The sequence below is a fragment of the Pseudomonas sp. EU05-FHT14B02 genome (assembly GCF_058791055.1).
This window is the reverse complement of the sequence record NZ_JBYTDD010000015.1, coordinates 1-17,501: the sequence shown is the minus strand read 5'-3', so window position 1 is coordinate 17,501 and position 17,501 is coordinate 1. Positions and strand designations below refer to the sequence as shown.

Here is a 17,501-nt window from a genome sequence, read left to right as displayed (position 1 = left end):
GCATGCACCCAGCCGATACGTGGATGCCGTAGTGGCTTGTCTCGAAAAAAACAAGTTGCCTTTTGACGACCGCCTGCTGTCAGGCAAGGCACCGCGACGAGTCATGGCCGGGCTATGGCGAGGAGTCGCAACGCAGCATGGCGGCGACAGGCAGTCGTCAAGAGGCAACTTATTTGCGAGACAGGACACTGGTGCTAATCGCGCATCAGCGGCCAGGCGGCAATAAGACCCCGGCCTATGAACACAAGAATTAGAAACCACAGGAGCAATACATGTACAAATCCAGCTTGGCGTTTGCCGTGGCCTCCGGGGTATTGGCCCAGCAAGCCGGCGCTGCCGGCTTTATTGAAGACAGTAAAGCCGCGCTCAGTTCCCGAACCATGTATTTTAACGCCGACAACCGTGAAGGCGGTGCTGACCAGCGCGAATCGGCCCAGGGCTTTAAGCTCGATTACGTGTCCGGCTTTACGCCAGGTACCATAGGTTTCGGTTTCGACGCTCAAGCGTTGTGGGGTATTCACCTCGATGGCGGAAAGGGGCACCACCCGGACAGCAACACCTTCTTCCCAAGTGACACCGATGGTTCGGCGGTAGATGAGTGGAGCCGTGTCGGCGGCAACGTCAAGGCACGCATCTCCAAAACTGAAGGTCACCTTGGCAGTGCCCTCGCGCCAAACCTACCGATCCTGATCGCGAACGACGGTCGCCTGCTGCCGCAAACCTTTGATGGTGGCATCGTCACCTCCAAGGAAATCGACAACCTGACCATTACTGCCGGCCAGCTGGAACACGCCTATGGTCGTGCTTCGAGCAACCGCACCGGCCTTGCCGTTTCCGGTGGTACCCAGGACAGCAACCAGTTCCGTTTTGGCGGTGTAGACTGGAAGGTCACCAAAGACCTGACCCTTCAGTACTACTACTCGAACCTGGAAAACTACTACACGCAAAATTTCCTGGGCCTGGTTCACGTCTTCCCCATCGGCACTGACCAATCGTTCAAGACCGACCTGCGCTACTTCGACAGCCGTTCCGATGGTAAGAACGGCCAAGCCGGTTATGCCTTCGACAACAATGGTGGTTTTGCCACGGACACTGGCGAGGTCGCCAACAAGACCTGGAGCGCCATGTTCACCTACACCCTGGTTGGTCACGCGTTCTTGCTGGGCCACCAGCAAGTTGGCGACGATGGAGGTTTTGTCTGGCTTAACCAGGGTAGCGTACGCGACAGTAACAACCGCCCTGAAGGCGCCGGTGGTTCTAGCTTCTACCTTTTCACCGACAGCATGGTCAACCAGTTCGCCCGCGCTGGTGAGAACACCACTTTCGGCCAGTACTCCTATGACTTCGCCCGCCTCGGCGTGCCAGGCTTGAAAGCGTCGATCGCCTATCTGAGCGGCGACGACATCAAGAACAAGAGTGGCAACGGCGATTACTCTGAGTGGGAACGCGACATGCGTGTCGACTACTTATTCCAAACAGGTGTGCTCAAAGGCTTCGGGGCCACTGTGCGTCACGGTACTTACCGTGGCAGCGGTGAAAGCATTGCCGACCAAGACCAGACTCGCCTAATTTTCAACTACACGTATAGTTTCCTGTAATCACGCGTAAAAAAGTGCTCGATGAGACCTTTTTATTGTGAGTTGGTTTTTATCCCGGGCGGCCGCGAAGACTGAGCGCAACACCTCACCCTCCGGTAAGGTGCCGCCCTGTCCTATACAGGGGAGGATGCAGAAAACGGAGATTTTGTACACTAAACCCGTGTGATGGCTGTAAGCAGCAACGTGCATAGGCTGCGTATAGTTTCCCTCATGGTCATGTTGAACAGTATGGCAGGGCTGCAGGGCGAGCGAGTCTCGCCCCCGGACATTTTCTCCGGCAAGCTCCTAACTACGAAACACCCGCTGAAAGATTGAACCAATGCTGTTGCATCGACCGGTTGAATCCCAAGCCGTTAGCTGTCTGTCATGAAGAGTCAATCCGGCGTCATCAGCACCGCAAGCGCCACGCTGTTCGACCCACAGCGTCAACTCCATGTTTACGGCTTCGAGGGCCAATTGGTTCTGATTGATCCTGAGCAGTAGGGAAGGGAGCAGGACTGCGTTCGACATGGTGATTCCTCCGTGGAAGAGCTCAGCGTACCAGTGGGTGAGTTTTAGAAACACAATTCTCGAACCCTTAAACGACTTTAGCCAGCGCCAGTGGCCGGTCGTGCCCCTCATCGGAAACCGATGTTCCATCCTTGCTATGGTGGCTAACAGCCGCTAATAGTTAAGGGGAATTGGAGAGGGCTTGAAGATGATTTCGAGATTTGTTGTTGTCCCTGCAATACCAACAGAAACGGGATCAATGCGTAACGGAGCACGCTTCTACTGCAAGACTGCACCCATAGGTTTCAACATCTATGACAACGAAGAGAAGCTACGACTGACGGCTACCTACCAAGCTCGAGAAGAAGCCGAAAATGAGTGTCAGCGACTGAATCAAGAATGCCTTGAAAACATCCTTTCCGAACGCGAGTCCATGACTGCGCTCTAGGCATTAGCAGTTCTACAAAACATCAGCGCTTGGCGTTCCGACTCGAGTGGATCATAGGCTCAGGGACGCACGACCTACACTATTCTGACGTGGATGCTCTGCATTCAGAATCGAACAGACGGCGTCTGCCTCTCCCCTGATCTTGAACACCCCATGCTTGCTAGCTGAGCCTCCCTCGACGAGATCTACAATCCGATATTGCTTAACGCCATCGTCCAGTCTGGTGGTCTCGATCACCTTGAATCTTGGTTGCATGGTGCGTTCCCTGCTAAAGAATGGTGTTCTAGGAGTACCGGTATGACTCCATAATTCCAACATTTATGCTGGACTGAGCTGCGACAATTTATGACAGGGCGCTGTGATCCTCTGCTTGAGAGCAGAGACCTCTCGGGAGCTGGGAAGGAAGGTTGTGTTCAAATCATTCTGTGTGCGAGTCATAGCATGCCTAGAGCTAAGCTGAGGGGTGACCTAAATGGGAAGTCGCTCCTTCGGCCCAATGGGCTCGGCTGACCTAATCAGCCGAGCATCTCCTTGATGATGGATGCAACGTTCCTAGCATCGTCGATCCCTCGGTGATAGGTACCCAGCCAAACCAAGCCCAACGACTCTACCGTTTGCTTAAGTGATTTCGGTCGATCGTCATATAAGCCGGCATGCCATTTCCTGGCATTGAAATGTGGCAAGCCTTCGAGCAGGGAAGGGCACCCAGCTAAACCAGCATCACGCTCAAGCTGTCTTGCATCATAGTCACCCCATGACACCCAGGCTGCATTTGGATAACACGCAGCGAACGGTCGTAGCTCTTCGCCAACCTCTCGATAGGTTCGGGCACCGTCCACGTCTGCTTGTTGAATGGACGTAAGCTTTCTGCAGAAATCGGTGAGGGTGGGATTGATCAGAGGCCGGACGAATCGCTGGAATTCATCGACGATCTCAAGTGACTCCAAATCAATCATCACCAGGCCAATCTCAATCGTTTCCATCTGATCGGGAACGACTGCGAGCGGCCTTGGCGATTCCGACTCATCAATCTCATCACAGGTTGCCTCAAGGTCTACGCAATAGAGGTAGCGGTATGGCGCGAGGAGGTTTTGGATCGCTTGAAGGTGAAGAAGCTTTGCTTGAATGCTCATGGCATGGATGCCCTAATTTTGATCTGTCCAAGGTTCATCGACACATGCACACAGCCTCATTCTGAAGACATTGGTAAGGGGCGTGTTTCTTTTACTCCGGCGCAGATGCTACAGATCACATCATCACAAGCGTTGGAGATCACCATTCATTCGGTACAGTGGCCGCTGGCTTCAAACCGGGATAATCATCAAGTGCAAGATTAGGCTCTCCTTTCCCCGTCTGCAGACGCTCTGGGTTACGTACTACTCCGGCTTCAGCATCGGCTCGCATCTGATCAAGCTCTTTGTCAAAAGCCTTATCCTGGACTGTGCGTTTACTAACGTAGGGCTTCCGCTCAGGGTCTCGCTGCGCTGCATAAGTCGTTAGCGCGTCCGGATCGTCCAGTAGCTTTTGTTGAACCTGAGATTCGAGCATCGCACGAAGCGAGTCTTTGTCAGGACGGTTTAGCATTTTCATACTCCTTTCGGTCGCCCAGATCCTCCAGCAAATGGTCGGGCAAAATGGGGCAGTGGTAAGAACAGATTCGATCAATAGGTTTTTGGGTGCTGAAGACACGGATGGCTCCGGGCACGCTCTATAGTCGACTATAAAGTCTTTTTGAATCCAGCAGCCAGCGAAGCCAGAGTCCTTTGTTCTGGGAAGCTAAAACGATGATGCCTGTCGTTCCTTCGGGCTTAAGCCCGGCTCGACGTCCTCACGTCATTTGGCCTACCCACGACGCCCAAACCCACTGCTGAATTTTCTTAGGAAAACGCAGACTCGATAAATGCCTCTAGCGCTTTATCTTCCAGTATCTCAATAGAGAAGTGCCCGAATCGTTTGGGCAACCAAATGATGCGTGCCCCAGACGGGGATTGCAGGTTCGCACGAGCCAATGGCTTTCCATTTTCGTCTTCTGGCTGAACACCTGCGGCCATCAATTCGTCATAGGCTTTCTCGATGTCCGGTGTCGAGTAGCAGTGGCGGTAAATCATCCCTTCACCCGACGTATCCAATAGCTCTTTCAGGTTCCCCGCCAACGGCTGTACCAACATGAAGCGCTCTTGGCCCATCAACGCAATCGCGTAGCGCACATGCAGACCACCTCGTTCCCAGACGAGCGTTTTAGAGATCCTGGCGTTAAATATCTGCGCGTAGTAAGCACAGGCTTCGTCGAGATTCTTGACCAGTACATCTACGTGACTGAATTTCAGATCCATTTGCAGTCCTCCTGTTGAAACGGCGTCCATGATAAACACGACATAACGTTTTCCTCGTTGCTTCGCTGATCGAACACGTTTATCCAAAGTCGTAGTGAAATACCAAAGCGACGCTGATAATGTCTTGGCTACGTTCGTCAAACCATTAAGGGATGGAGGCGAAAATAGAAGCCCTGGAGCCGCGAACCTCCGGGGCTTTGTTTTTCTAGCCGGCAATCACGTAGGCAATCAACATATAGCTTCACAGCGGGCTGACGTGACTGGCTCCGACAGCGTGTTTATCGGGCCATAGCTGTAGGCAACAAACTCGACCAGTTCAACCTCTTCGTGTTGTCGCCTTTGATCGTCCCGCGTGTGCCGAGGAAGCCATCTCAATCCTTTTCTGACGCCACGCGGCCTTGCTGGTGAGGCGTCTGGACAAGTCCAACGAGAAAGGCATTGCCGACCATGCCAAGCGGTAGGTCTTGTGGGCGAAGGTGTGGATGTGATTTTTTGCGTTCCAATCATCGCGGCCCATCGTCCAGCTGTGTTTTGATTTAAGCAGTAGAGGCCATTCGGAATATCAACGTGATTGAACGGAGTTTTAGAATTCGATTTTCCGAGATCGAAACCACTGTGCCTACGGCACCAGGGCTTTATGAGATCGTGACTGATGAAGGCGGGCTGCTGAAGGTGGGTATCAGCGGCAACCTGCGCAGACGACTGTCTCAGCACAGGCAATCCCGGCAGTCTCGTCTCAAGCTTAAGGAAGGAGGGGATTGGAGCAACCCGAGTGACGTGATGAGCAAGCAGTCGATACTAGCGAAGCATTTGTTCTTCTATTCACCAGCCACTGGCTTCGATTTGAAAACAGAAGCTGGTAGGCAGGCCTTTCTAGAGCAGCGGTGTCATATCCTGGTGAAAGTAACTTCGACTCGGGAGGAGGCTCGCGAGTTGGAACGGGACATGGAGCAGAGCGCTACATATCGTTTCATGGGTATAACCAACAGTTTCCTGTCGTGCTGACTCCCATCCCTGTTCAGCTTTCAGTTACGCCAAATATGTTTCGCGGGCGGAGGCGACTGCTGGTTCGGGCTTATCTGGCCTGGCTCAGCCAGTAATGAAAACATCGTTAATCTACAGCGGTATTGATCATAATCTGATCTTACGAAAAAAATATTTCTCTTCTACGTTAAAGCCTGCCCTCGACCCGTCCGATTAGATGTTTAAGAACATTAGTGATGGTGACATTTATGAGTGAAGATAGGGCGCAACCAGCAGTGTTTTTTGCAGAACGCGAATTCATCTGTTGGCGTGGACGGGAATATGACGAACTGTATTCGTGCCAGGTATCCAGACAGGGAGATCACTACGTCAGGGTAAATTTAGACATCATGCCTATTAGGTTCGTCGACGCCGTAGCAGAGGATATCGCACGCTGTCTTTACGATGCTGTGCTCATTACCGTAGGAAATCTCGCAGGGTTTGTGCCAACGCCAGCAGATCGCGAATGTATGTTTGAGAGGACATATCGTAAAAGAGTGTCCGGAGAGTGGAGTTACTGCGCCAATGGCAGGTTTAACTGCCACGAGACAGAAGATGAAATCTATGTTGTTGAGCTCGCGATGGAGGAGAGCGACAAAACTGAGCGGGTGAGGGTCTACACGGTTGAGGACGGTGGAGTAGAGCTTGTTTTCGATTTCATGTGCTATTCGTTCAGCATGCACGACGCAGTGTGGCTTTCTAACGCTTTGATGGAGGCCATGGGACGTGAGCCTTTGGATACCTTGGAGACAACAAGTAAAAGTTGCAGGCCGATGGCTGGTTTCTATCCTGCTGAACTCTGTTTGAATGGTAGGTAGTCCGCTAGGATCCTAGCTAGGCAACCCATGCGCTGTTGCGGCTTGACCTGGTGATTACACGGTGTGGTCGATCTGGTTGAAATTCCTGCGCGCACCGCCTGCATACCTAATGGAAGTTAGGAAGGAGATCGAGTGCAATCTAGGCCGGTAAGCTTGATGCATCCTTCAGGATTTGTAGCTCACTGTAGTGGAGAGTGCTTCCGCCATGATGCGTTTGCCGAGTGACATGCCCCTTAGTGCCAAACTTCGCGGCAGTGAGAGGAGAGGTTGTATTCAAAGTGCTCTGCGCTCGAGTCGTCGCTTGAACAACGTTTCGGACGTTATCGATACGTCAATGATATGTCCCTTGCCGCTTTCAAAACACCTTCTCCGAGCACGTCTTTGCATCTCTAGTAGCAGTAACGAAAATATTTCTGATTAAATCATCTTTATTTGCGGTTTCTGCAGCGAGTTGATCTCTCTCGACGAGTCACGGCTAAACGCGGCGAAAGTATGGCAAAACGCGGCGTTTCGGGTTTGCTGTATAGGCACAGTTAAATCCCTCGACTAGTCTCTTGTTTTCAGCCGAGCCAAAGATTTGAGCATGAGCACATTTGAGCGTTACCACGACCTGATCAGCAACCCGAAGGCCTCGTTCTACGGGAATCCCATGTCCAACAAGCTGCTTGTCTCCACGGATGGACGCTTCCAGACCTTTTACGCCCCCTTCGACCATATCAACCGCGACGCCAAGGTCGTGATCTGTGGAATCACCCCCGGCAAACAGCAGGCGCTCAATGCGCTGGAGGAAGCGCGGAAGTCGCTACTCAACGGGGACAGCGTTGAGGTGGCCAAGGAGAAGGCGAAAAAAATTGGCAGCTTTTCAGGTGGTATGCGTCCCAACCTGGTCGCGATGCTCAACCACATTGGACTTGACGATCTGCTGGGGATTACCAACTGCTCAGACTTGTTTGGGGCCTACAGCCATCTTGCCCATTACACCTCGGCATTACGCAACCCTGTCTTCTTCGATGGTGATGACTACGGTGGCAAGCCATCCATGGTCAAGCAGCCAGCCTTGCTGAAGCAGATCGAGCTGACACTGGTCGAGGAGATCCGACAATTGGGCCCGGATTGCCTCTACGTGCCCCTTGGCGACGAGGTGTCGAAGGTGTTCACCCACCTTGAGTCGAAGGGCCTGGTAAACCCAGCTCAGGTGCTGAACGGTCTTCCACACCCATCGAATCGGAGTATTGAGCGAGTGCACTACTTCCTGGGCAAGAAAGAGCGGGCTTTGCTCTCACCGAAAACCGACGCTGACAAGATCGATGCCAATAAGGCGTCCATCCAGGCCAAGATGAAAGCCATGCGCTCGCGGTAACAGCGCAAGTACTGACGCTGATCGCGATTTCAGTCGTTCTCGCAAACCCGCTGGTAGTAAGCGGATTCGATCCCTGCAGATGATGGTCGCACCGGAGATGACCGTCCTAGAGATATGCGTGCCTTGACGCATCCAGTTGGTCATTAACAGAATGGCCGACTGCCACCTAGCTGCTGAATAGGAATGAGTCGTTTGCCATCATCAATCGTCACCCCGCCTATGTCTGAGCTCGACCCTTCGTCTGAGCTCGAGTCAGACCACGTCACATCCGAAGCTCTCTACCCGGATCCGGCCCGAGTCCCTCCATACGTTACCGCTGTAGAAGCCTCTTCCTTCGAGGGTAAACCGTTGGGCCAGGTCGAGGTTGAGATCGTGCCTATGACTGCCGACCACGTTGCCTGGTGGCATGACACGATGCAGCCCATGATCAAAGCGAGTTTTCGCACCGCTGTTGACCGAGCTGCTGATCCTGCAAAAAAGATCCGTGCTGATGTGAATTGGAATTGGAAGACTAATTTCTGGTTGCTGGACGTGCACAACCATGGGCATTTCAGTACACGTAATGCGCACCGAGCTTTTGGTCTCACGATGGTTACACGTAACGCGCTTGGCGAGCGCGTGCCCGTTGGCATGATGACCCTGGTGCCACGCTACCTGTGCAATTCAAACCAGTATGGTTCCAAGACCTATACGTGGTTCATTTCCTCTGCTCCTGAAGGCTTTTACAAGGAGTACTTCGGGGAACTGAAGCTAGAAGGGGTGGGTAAGGTGCTTTTTGACGCGGCCATCATTGCATCATATCGGGCTGGCTTAGATGGTTCGCTGCTCCTGCATGCTTCGCCGGGAGGTGGTAAGGGTTTGACAAGGCTTTACGAGAAATTGGGATTTGAGTCGATCGGCTTCAAGGTCTTGCCAATTACCCTATATCGCTGGCTAAACAGAAAGGGGTACATGCTGCTCAAAGCTGAGGGGGCAGCGAAGATCATCAAGGACAACGACTTGTATCGTCGTAAGGGCTACGTTGCTGACTGAGTGCATGGGCGATACAGAAACCCAGTATCAGATGTGCGGAGGCATTTGATTGATGCCAGACCCCTTTACGTCGGCTAGACCGCACATGCTAGGCTGAAGGAACACGGGAGAAGAATTAATGAACAGCGATGACGGCAGCATGAACCTTTTTGCCAAGGCCGTGAGCATGGTACTGGGGCGGAAATTCGACACTGGCAGTGACCTGGGTCTGGAGGAGCTCCGTGCGTTGGCGCGTGAGCTGGCGGCTAATCCTGATGCGACTGAGACCGAGCGCGTGTTGGAGGTCATGGAAGACCTCGGAGGCGGACATGAACCTGCGCTCAAGGTTACGAAGGGCGTGGCTCCCCTTGTCATTCAGCTGGATATTCCTGAGGCGCAACGGGTTCTGAAGAAAGGCCGGTCTTACGTCAGTAACAAGAAGCCTGATTTGTATCTTGGGATGTAGGCCATAGTCCTTAATGCTGGAGTTCGAGAGGTGCGTTCCCGGAACCCTTATCGGCCATTCGGGCTCAAGCACCTGCTAAATGAAAATCATGAAGTAGATCGAGTGCAAACCAGGCCGGTAAACCAATCTCCAGCCCATGTAGGTTAGATGGCGGGATCACCACTATCCCGAGCTTGAGTAGCCGGTTGAGTTGATCATTCGCTGTTGCACGTGGAAGGCCGGTGAAGGTTACGAATTCGGCGCGGGGTAGTGTGCCTTGGATTAACAGCGCTAGGAGCGCAGGCATCGTGTCTGGGCTGACGCCAGCTTTCGTCAATCGCGAGTCTGTTCTGTACGCATGGGTAACGGACTCACGAAGCTGGTGACGACTCAGAGCGGTTGTCATGTAATTTACTTCGTCATGGCAGACATCAAGCATGAAGTCGATGAAGGCTAGCTGCCTTCCGTCTGTGCGTTTTTGAGCACCCTCGAGTCCATCTTCACCAATGGGCTCATTCATAGCAGTAGCAGACTGGTACTCGCCCAGCCTACGGCCCAAGCCGCGCGAAAGCGACCACAGATGCGGGTGAAGTCCAAGCAGCGCGAAATGCTCGAACGTAAGAGCCCGAGCGAAAGCTCCGATGCCATTACGGGATGTTCGCCTATGGAGAAGCTTGTAGTGCTGACACACGGCCACGACGATGCGTCGACGCAGCTCCGGGATGTCACTGAAGGCGCGCTGATGGTGCTCAAGTACGAATTCACGCTCCAGCGATTCTGGCTCAGAAGGGTTCCCATCAATCAGGCTTGAATAATGGGCGTTGGTGATTTTCAGCAGTTCACTCAAGCATGCAGCTGTCTCTGGTGCGACCAGGCCAGCGAGGAAGGCAGTCTTCCTTACAAGCTCATCTGCTCGAGCCAGTGTCGCTGTAGGAATTGAACTGGGAGTGATGGGGTGGAGCCGGTGCTCAGTCATCTGCGCGAGTATCTGTAAAAGGGCATTGCTTCACTCATCATCCGCCGAAAGCGGAGAGTTGATGTCAACATCCATACCGCCGATCAAAGATTCGAGTCGAGCAATGAACGACGAGTCCAGAGCGATTAGACCCTCAGGGTTGCTCAGAATGTCGTCTTCCAACAGAGTCAGAAAATCACAAATATCCTGGTCATCCTTGAAGGCATCTGCGCGCTCTGATTCATTGCGAGCAAGGTACCTGGTAACAGGTGAGGGCTTTGAGTTGTTCATGGCAGTGACATTATCTACGCTTGAAGCTCTTGTCATGCTCTGGTTTCGTAAGTCGCAAAGTGGTGCCTGCTGCCGAGGGGGATGTCGCTGATTCGGGCCCTCGGCCCGGCTTGTCTGAGGTCTGTCAGAGGGACATTTAGATGCTGTTATCGATCAAGGAATATCAACCTGGCTCGCCCGCCTCTGATTGCATATGGTCTGCTTTAGGACTGCCTTCGCGCGGAACCAGACTGCATGAGCACATACACCAAGGCCTGCCTTTCGAGCACCTAGATAAGATTGCGACCCTACTGCATATGCAGCGAGGAGTGATCTCCAGATCCATTGGCTTGTCGCCCGTAACGTTGGCGCGTAGGGCGAAGACAGGGCGATTTACTACGTTAGAAAGCGACCGCTTGGTTGCACTGATAGCTGTCTTTGTGCAAGGCCTTCTCCTATTCGAAAACGATGCTGTTGCTGTTGCGCAATGGATGAACTCGCCGATTCTTGGGCTTGGATCGAAGCGACCTTTGGAGATGGTGGGGACTAGAGTAGAAACTGATGCCGTGCTCGATCTTATCGGTCGGCTGGAGCAGGGAGTTCTTGTGTGACGTTCCTCAGGCCCGGGCTTAACGCATCTCCTTATGCGCGGCTGCTCACAGACGTAAAAAACAGCGCCAATCCCTTCGGATCTGCGCGCGTGACTGAACCGGCAGACGACTGAGTGTGCGACCAGAGTCGATGCAACGGATCTGTGGCAGTGCGATCAGATTGTCTGGGATCGACCGCTCTTTTCGTCCCACGTCTCCAGAACGAATGCAGCGATGGTATGAGCCGCATGGATCGCCAGCCGAGCATGTCGTGGTTTGAGCTTGTAGGGTCGTTTTCCCGCACCGTGCGCCGAGCTGGCGTGAGTGCGCAGTGCACCAATGCCATGGACAGTCGCCACCACCCCCGTCACGATCTCCTGCAGGTCTCGCTCCTCAAGTATTGATGCGTCTAACCCCAGATCAGCCCTGACGATCTTCCAGACAGCCTGCAGATCCTGCTTGGCGGGCATGATGAGGTGGTCATGCTCTTCGATGTACACCTTGAACACCGATTCGAGGATGTTGCACGCTGCCGACACGGCCTCCCGTGGGCTCGACTCTATGTTCTTGATGGCACGCTCGAATTCAAAGTCGATGGCGCCGATATTGCGGCTCTTGATGAGCTCGGACAGCGTCTTGGTCGCTAGCCCCTCGCCCTTGGTGAGCATTCCTCCTGGGTTGTAGGTGAGTCCGGCACGCTCCAATCCATCCTTGATCCTGTTGATTTTTGCCTTCCGCTCTTTGGCTTGCTGCGGATTTATCCAGAAGCGCCCAGAGGTGTCTTCCTCATCTTCCATATACTTCTCGATAATGCGACCGACGATGGGTAGTGCATCCGCGCCGCATTCCTTGCTGATCCTGCGCAGCCACTCCTGCGCTTTGACGGCCTTGCTACCCTCCGGGGGATCGCCTGGAGCGTTGGCGTACATGAACAAGCTGTCCAAACTGGCATGAGTTTCAAAGGTTGAAACGGAGTCGGCAACTGCAGATATTAAGTATTGAGGAATAGTGTAAGTTTCCATATGTTGTCCTGACATTCCTAATGAGCATGCACTGAGTGTATCAGCGCTTCTTTTGAACTCTGGCTACTCTCTTGGCCTCGCCCATCAGCCAGTGCGCCACGCATTTCTTGTTACCCCTTCGGATACAAGGGATACCTTAAAGATACTCTCCAAATAGCCTTCGGGTATCCAATGGATATCCCTTTGATAGTTCGATGAAATTGGCTCGGCTCAATTGCTTGATAGCCCTTTGCGATCATCGAGTTTGAAGTGCTACCATCCAGTGGATTCAATATGAAAAGCTGTATTTATATACAGTCAAGTGTCGAATTTGGGTAATGTTTTACTGTCTATTCGTACAGTTATTTTCCGCCGCCAAGTGCTGTGGAAAACGCTGATCATCTCGCCATCAGTGCAGTCAACTCATCTGCTCGTGCTCCGAATGCGGTCGTGGAATTTTTATGGATAAATTGCCAGATAAGTTACCGTTTGATGCTACGAAGCTTTTCGAAGCACTCACGTATCAGCTTGTGGTCGCGCTTGAGTACTGCCACAAGCTGAAGAAGGGAAAGCGCTTGTGGGTCGAGGTTTTCGGGGATGTGACTCTGGAAGACGAGGCCCAGGTTGAGGTCAAGCTCTACGCCGATGCTTTGAGGGATGGCCACCAGAACATCTGGAACACCCTCAACAACTGGCTGAACAAGGCGTTTGACCATACGGCGTACGAAAGCCTGATATTGGTGACGAACCAGGAGTACTCGCCAAAGTCGACGCTGACCGATTGGAACAGCTGTGCCGCTGCCAATAAGCTCGCCTTGCTCACTGCGATCTACGACGGTGCCGAGCAGCGGTTTGTCGCTTCCAAGGCGAAAAAGCCTTCAGAGACCTTGGAGCTCTTACGATCCGTGATGGCTCCAGAGCTGAGGGATGATCTGCTTGAGGTGTTGGAGAGGGCGGTGTTCATCACTGGCTCGCCTTCGCTCAAAGAAAGGCTCGATGCTTACGAGCTTGATCATCTGAGGGTGATACGAGAGTCGAAGCGTCAATCCTACATCGATGACATCCTGGGCTTCATTGGCAGCACCCGGTATATCGATACCGGCTGGGAAATCACCTGTGAGGAGTTCACCGCCAAGACTGTTGAGCTGACCAAGCGGTACATGAAACATTCGAGCGTCTTCCCAGAGGTGGATGCTGAAGCGCTGAAGCAGACGATTGTGCTTGATGAGATTGCCAATCGGCCTTTCGTGCAGAAGATCCGCGAGATCGATGGCGAGTCACGCGTCAGGCACGCTGCTCTGCAGCTTTTGATTGCCGGTGAGGTCATTGATGAGCTGTACCAAGACAACCTGGCCTCGGATTTTGATATCAAACGCTATCAGAAAAACCATCTGGATCGTCATCTGGATGGTCGGCTAAGTGCGATGGTCGACTGGATGGACGAGACATGCCCCATCCAGCTGAAGCGTCAGTCACTGAAGTTTTTCTTCAAGCAGCACTCTGCAGAGGTGGTGCAGCTGAATACTTTCGAAGACACCACGACCGATTTCCGAAATGGCATTTATCACATGCTTGCTGACGTGAAGTCCGATGACGAGGAAAGAGAGTTTTACTGGAGGTTATGGCCGTGAGTATGAATGCCGCAGATCATATTTACACGTTGCGCCGAACGCCATTTGCCCTCGCGCCGATAATCCACTCCTTTTACGATCACTGGGATCCGACCGAGAAAGATATCCTACTGAGCTACTTGGTTTTGCCCTTGATCACCTACAAGCCTATCCACAAGTTTCTCCATTACGCGGGGAAAAATAGCTCGATCCGTACCTTGATGCAGGAACCCAGCCGGATTCTCGGTTTGGAGTCGCGGATCGAAGAATACAAGCCGATCACGAATGCTTCCCTACTCATCCTTAACTCGGAGCGGAGCATAAAGATCAATGAGGATATGTCGGTGGCTCCGCAAGGCAAAATCAGAGCGGAAAATGCCGATGCACAGTTGTTGAAGTACGCTCGGAAACTCGCAGTGGTGTTTACGGGTGAAAATGTCGTTTCTGTTTATAGGTCATTGGGGCTGAAATCGCTATGAACTGCTATGTAAGATATATCGGCGTCGTAGACAAGGATAAAAGACTTCACACTGTGGAGTTTTCCCGTGGCCTCAATATCATCACCGGTAAGTCGTCTACCGGGAAAAGCGCTATTCTGGAGATCTTTGACTACTGCTTGGGTAGCAGTGAAGACACTATTCCGGATGGTAAGCTGACTGAGCGTGGCGATACGTTCTTCACCGTTCTGCAGTTCCCGAGTCTGACGCTTGTGCTGGCGCGAGCAGCGGCATCCAAACGTTGCTTCCTACGCGAGGTCACCGGGTCAGAAGGAGAGAATGTCCTAGAACTCATGGGGCATGTTGAGTGTTTCTTTGACGATCGATATTACATCCATAAAGATGCATTCCTAAAGAGTCTCGGAAAGTACTTTGGCGTAACGCTGGAGAACATTGATAAAGACCCGATGTACAAAGAGGTCACGGGTAGCAAGGGTGCCACGCCATCTGTGCGCAGCTTCCCTTCGTTTATGCTTCAACACCAGAACCTGGTCGCGAACAAGCACGCCATTTTTTACCGATTCGATGAGAAGGTTAAACGGGATCAGGCCATCGATCACTTCAAGATATTCATGGGTATCGTGAAGGAAGAGTATTTTGATATCGCCAAGGATCTTACCGAAGCAGCCTATGAGCTTCGTCGGGTTGAGCTGAAAATCCCCAAAGACGAGAAAGTCAGGGAAGAAACAGTTGGGAAGTTCGGCAAGCTTCTCTCGGAGTACCAAGCGCTCGCTGGAGTCCCCCTATTCGAGATGACGGCTGATGAGATTTTCATCAAGCCAAGTCAGGCGCTCAGGCTGATGAACAGCACCCCAGTCTCTGTGGATGGGCTGGCCGATGATTACGAGAAGAGGCTCAACTCGTTGCGTGACCAAAAGGCCAAACACGTTGCCGACCTGCGTTCGGCGATCGGTCGTCTCAATCTACTTGAGCGTTCTGTCGAGCAGGCGAAGGGAATTGGTGTCTCGTATGCCTCGCTGACGATTCCCCGCTCCACTGACCTTGAGCACACGTTCTGCCCGGTGTGCGAGTCACACTCCGATATCCCGGAGGATCAGGCCAACAAGCTGACACAGGCCATCGAGTGGCTGAACACTGAACTGAAGCTTTCGTCGTTTGCGCGGGAGAGCCTGGGGCAGGAGAGTCGCGATCTGAGGAAAGATATCAAGGAATTTCGTCAGAAGCTCAAAGAAGTCCAGACCTCCCTCAAGCCTTTTGAAGAGCAGGAAAAGCGACTGGCCCAGGCCAGCTCGTTGGAGGATGCTCCGAAGAAAACGAAGCTGCTGCTTGAGATCGAAATCGACAGGTTCATCGAGAACCCGCCTTCTGACTTGAAGAAGATGAAGGATCATTGGGAGGCGGAGGTTAAGAAATACCAGGCCCAACTTGATGAGTATGATGTTGATATCGAGCTGGACAGGCTGGCGAGAGACATCAACAAGAAAATGAAAGAGCTTGGTAAGAAATTCCACTTCGAAGAAACGTACAAGACGGGTTCTCTAAAGTTTGACGTAAACAGCTTCGACTTGTGGCATGAGAAAGAAGCCTTCAAAAAGGTATTTCTCAGGTCTATGGGGAGTGGTGCAAACTGGGTTTATTCGCACCTTACTTTGTTCATGGCGCTACATTATCAATTTGCAGCCAGGGCCGATAAGTGCAAGATTCCGCCGATTCTATTCCTTGACCAACCTACACAGGTTTATTTTCCTGCCAAGGACGATGGCAAGACTTTTGTAGCTGATAATTTAAGGCCTGATGACACCAAGGGTGTCGCATTGCACGACGACATCGATGCGGTGTCGAACATGTTTACTCAACTTGCTAAGTTTTGTGATGATACTGCAGAGCAAACTGGTGTGAGGCCGCAGATTATCGTTTGTGATCACGCCGACGGACTCGACCTTGGGGAAGGTTATAACTTCGGTGATTTTGTGAGGCAGCAGTGGCGTACGCGTGGTTTTATCGCTGACTGACTTGCGGCTTTGAAATGTTTGCTCACAAACCGAAGGTTTAGAGGCTTCAGGTACGTAATGCGCAAGTAAATTGCGTGTTATGAAGCCTCTAATACTTTTTGAGATTCATCAGTTTGGTTTGCCTTTAGGAAGAAGCACGAATCCTAGACATCATCAACCTGGTGAGTCGGTGCTCGTTGGCGATCTCGGTCAGCGATGCAGAGATCTTCGAGAGCCAAAAGGCCGACTATGACCAATTCGAGTTCGGCCTGTAGGTTTTGAGGTCTACGATGTGAAAGTGTCCCGCTGGGATCGTACCAGCAGCACGTTCGTGTACGGGCAAGCCCACAACCCCAACTTCGCGGGTGGTGAAAGGCTCAGGTGACCCACTCGATCTTCGTTCGTCGCAAGACCTCGTAACGTTTCCGTTGTACCCCATCTACAAAGCCCGGCCTCACAACTGGGCTTTGTTGTTTCTGCACTCCTTGCTCATCTGGCGAGGCAAGGAAATAGAGCCATTGTTGGAGGCGTGCTCGGCCATGGAGATTGGCCTGCAAAGGCTGGTGGCAGTTTGATTGTGCAGCGCTTACCCTCCGTGCAATGCATGGAGGAAACGACTATGGATCTGATTCGTCAAATGGAGTACTCGCGTATCAAGGCGTTCTACAGGCTGCTGGTCGACAGGCTTGGCGAGCAGGCCTGGGCTAAGCGCAAGGCTGCCTATGAGGCGCGCGTACGTGAGAAGGAATATAACCTGAATCTTGCACTTCCGATCGAGCCTCAGCTCTTCGAGCCTGAAGACGGTGATGTGGACTGGTACATCTTGGCATGCGAGCTGGCCTATGACGTGCAGCAAAGCGATTCCGCCTATAGCAGTAAGCGCGTTTATCCTTATGCCCTGGCGATTGGCTCTGTCGCTGAGCAAGTCCGCAACATTCCGAACGTAGATAGCGTTATGGACAAAATGTTGGCGAACAACAACCAGCCCGACACCCAGCTCTTTGAGCTGTTGACCGCCTCGTTCGGTAATCCCCCCTGAAATCAGTACTCGTCAGAAGTAGAATTTTCTCCTAATCGGATCAAGGAAATTTTGCGTGAAGA

General features: G+C 52.5%; 18 protein-coding genes. 11 read left to right on the top strand and 7 right to left on the bottom strand.

Annotated elements, in window-relative coordinates:
• Positions 1-272 precede the first annotated feature (272 nt).
• Positions 273-1,598, top strand: a complete 1,326-nt coding sequence (locus tag AC3WTM_RS15235; protein ID WP_020797649.1) for an OprD family outer membrane porin — start codon at positions 273-275, stop codon at positions 1,596-1,598.
• Between the two features lie 285 nt (positions 1,599-1,883).
• On the opposite strand, the gene AC3WTM_RS15230 is transcribed toward AC3WTM_RS15235, so the two are convergent.
• The 4 genes from AC3WTM_RS15230 to AC3WTM_RS15215 all read right to left on the bottom strand — a co-directional run bounded on the left by AC3WTM_RS15230 (position 1,884) and on the right by AC3WTM_RS15215 (position 4,868).
• A complete protein-coding gene (locus tag AC3WTM_RS15230; RefSeq protein WP_146023686.1) occupies positions 1,884-2,108 on the bottom strand; it encodes a hypothetical protein in 225 nt (74 codons plus the stop codon).
• 942 nt (positions 2,109-3,050) lie between these two features.
• The gene (locus AC3WTM_RS15225; protein WP_020797647.1) at positions 3,051-3,668 is read right to left on the bottom strand and encodes a 3'-5' exonuclease; all 618 of its coding nucleotides are present in this window, start codon (positions 3,666-3,668) and stop codon (positions 3,051-3,053) included.
• Positions 3,669-3,807: 139 nt separating this feature from the next.
• A complete protein-coding gene (locus tag AC3WTM_RS15220; protein ID WP_042955377.1) occupies positions 3,808-4,119 on the bottom strand; it encodes a hypothetical protein in 312 nt (103 codons plus the stop codon).
• A 293-nt stretch (positions 4,120-4,412) separates the two neighbouring features.
• Positions 4,413-4,868 carry a VOC family protein gene (locus AC3WTM_RS15215; protein WP_020797646.1) on the bottom strand — a complete coding sequence of 152 codons (456 nt, stop codon included), beginning with the start codon at positions 4,866-4,868 and terminating at the stop codon, positions 4,413-4,415.
• A gap of 567 nt (positions 4,869-5,435) precedes the next feature.
• On the opposite strand from AC3WTM_RS15215, the gene AC3WTM_RS15210 reads away from it, so the two are divergent.
• The 5 genes from AC3WTM_RS15210 to AC3WTM_RS15190 all read left to right on the top strand — a co-directional run bounded on the left by AC3WTM_RS15210 (position 5,436) and on the right by AC3WTM_RS15190 (position 9,546).
• Entirely contained in the window at positions 5,436-5,873 is a 438-nt protein-coding gene (locus AC3WTM_RS15210) for a GIY-YIG nuclease family protein (RefSeq protein ID WP_256228286.1), read from the top strand.
• A gap of 227 nt (positions 5,874-6,100) precedes the next feature.
• Positions 6,101-6,709, top strand: a complete 609-nt coding sequence (locus AC3WTM_RS15205) for a hypothetical protein (RefSeq protein WP_042955401.1) — start codon at positions 6,101-6,103, stop codon at positions 6,707-6,709.
• A gap of 583 nt (positions 6,710-7,292) precedes the next feature.
• Positions 7,293-8,069, top strand: coding sequence for a hypothetical protein (locus AC3WTM_RS15200; RefSeq protein WP_020797645.1), 777 nt, complete (start codon positions 7,293-7,295; stop codon positions 8,067-8,069).
• 378 nt (positions 8,070-8,447) lie between these two features.
• On the top strand, positions 8,448-9,101 hold the full coding sequence (locus AC3WTM_RS15195) for a GNAT family protein (RefSeq protein ID WP_146023685.1): 654 nt from the start codon (positions 8,448-8,450) through the stop codon (positions 9,099-9,101).
• Between the two features lie 118 nt (positions 9,102-9,219).
• Positions 9,220-9,546: a hypothetical protein gene (locus tag AC3WTM_RS15190; RefSeq protein WP_020797643.1), complete on the top strand. Its 327-nt coding sequence runs from the start codon at positions 9,220-9,222 to the stop codon at positions 9,544-9,546.
• Positions 9,547-9,610: 64 nt separating this feature from the next.
• Here AC3WTM_RS15190 and AC3WTM_RS15185 read toward each other — a convergent pair whose 3' ends face one another.
• The gene (locus AC3WTM_RS15185) at positions 9,611-10,372 is read right to left on the bottom strand and encodes a Fic family protein (RefSeq protein ID WP_146023684.1); all 762 of its coding nucleotides are present in this window, start codon (positions 10,370-10,372) and stop codon (positions 9,611-9,613) included.
• 159 nt (positions 10,373-10,531) lie between these two features.
• Entirely contained in the window at positions 10,532-10,771 is a 240-nt protein-coding gene (locus AC3WTM_RS15180) for a type II toxin-antitoxin system PrlF family antitoxin (protein ID WP_052024686.1), read from the bottom strand.
• Positions 10,772-10,911: 140 nt separating this feature from the next.
• On the opposite strand from AC3WTM_RS15180, the gene AC3WTM_RS15175 reads away from it, so the two are divergent.
• Positions 10,912-11,361 (top strand): antitoxin Xre-like helix-turn-helix domain-containing protein, encoded by a 450-nt coding sequence (locus tag AC3WTM_RS15175; RefSeq protein ID WP_042955374.1) that lies wholly within the window; start codon positions 10,912-10,914, stop codon positions 11,359-11,361.
• 155 nt (positions 11,362-11,516) lie between these two features.
• On the opposite strand, the gene AC3WTM_RS15170 is transcribed toward AC3WTM_RS15175, so the two are convergent.
• A complete protein-coding gene (locus tag AC3WTM_RS15170; RefSeq protein ID WP_042955373.1) occupies positions 11,517-12,362 on the bottom strand; it encodes an abortive infection family protein in 846 nt (281 codons plus the stop codon).
• Positions 12,363-12,802: 440 nt separating this feature from the next.
• On the opposite strand from AC3WTM_RS15170, the gene AC3WTM_RS15165 reads away from it, so the two are divergent.
• The 4 genes from AC3WTM_RS15165 (at position 12,803) to AC3WTM_RS15150 (ending at position 17,439) form a co-directional block, all read left to right on the top strand.
• The gene (locus AC3WTM_RS15165) at positions 12,803-13,972 is read left to right on the top strand and encodes a hypothetical protein (RefSeq protein ID WP_020797640.1); all 1,170 of its coding nucleotides are present in this window, start codon (positions 12,803-12,805) and stop codon (positions 13,970-13,972) included.
• Positions 13,963-14,430, top strand: coding sequence for a three component ABC system middle component (locus tag AC3WTM_RS15160; RefSeq protein WP_042955372.1), 468 nt, complete (start codon positions 13,963-13,965; stop codon positions 14,428-14,430). Before AC3WTM_RS15165 ends, AC3WTM_RS15160 begins: the two co-directional genes overlap by 10 nt.
• Complete coding sequence (locus AC3WTM_RS15155; RefSeq protein WP_042955371.1) at positions 14,427-16,421, top strand: DUF3732 domain-containing protein; 1,995 nt, start codon at positions 14,427-14,429, stop codon at positions 16,419-16,421. The genes AC3WTM_RS15160 and AC3WTM_RS15155 overlap by 4 nt, the downstream gene beginning before the upstream one ends.
• Before the next feature lie 598 nt (positions 16,422-17,019).
• A complete protein-coding gene (locus AC3WTM_RS15150; RefSeq protein WP_306283493.1) occupies positions 17,020-17,439 on the top strand; it encodes a hypothetical protein in 420 nt (139 codons plus the stop codon).
• The last annotated feature ends 62 nt before the right edge of the window (positions 17,440-17,501 follow it).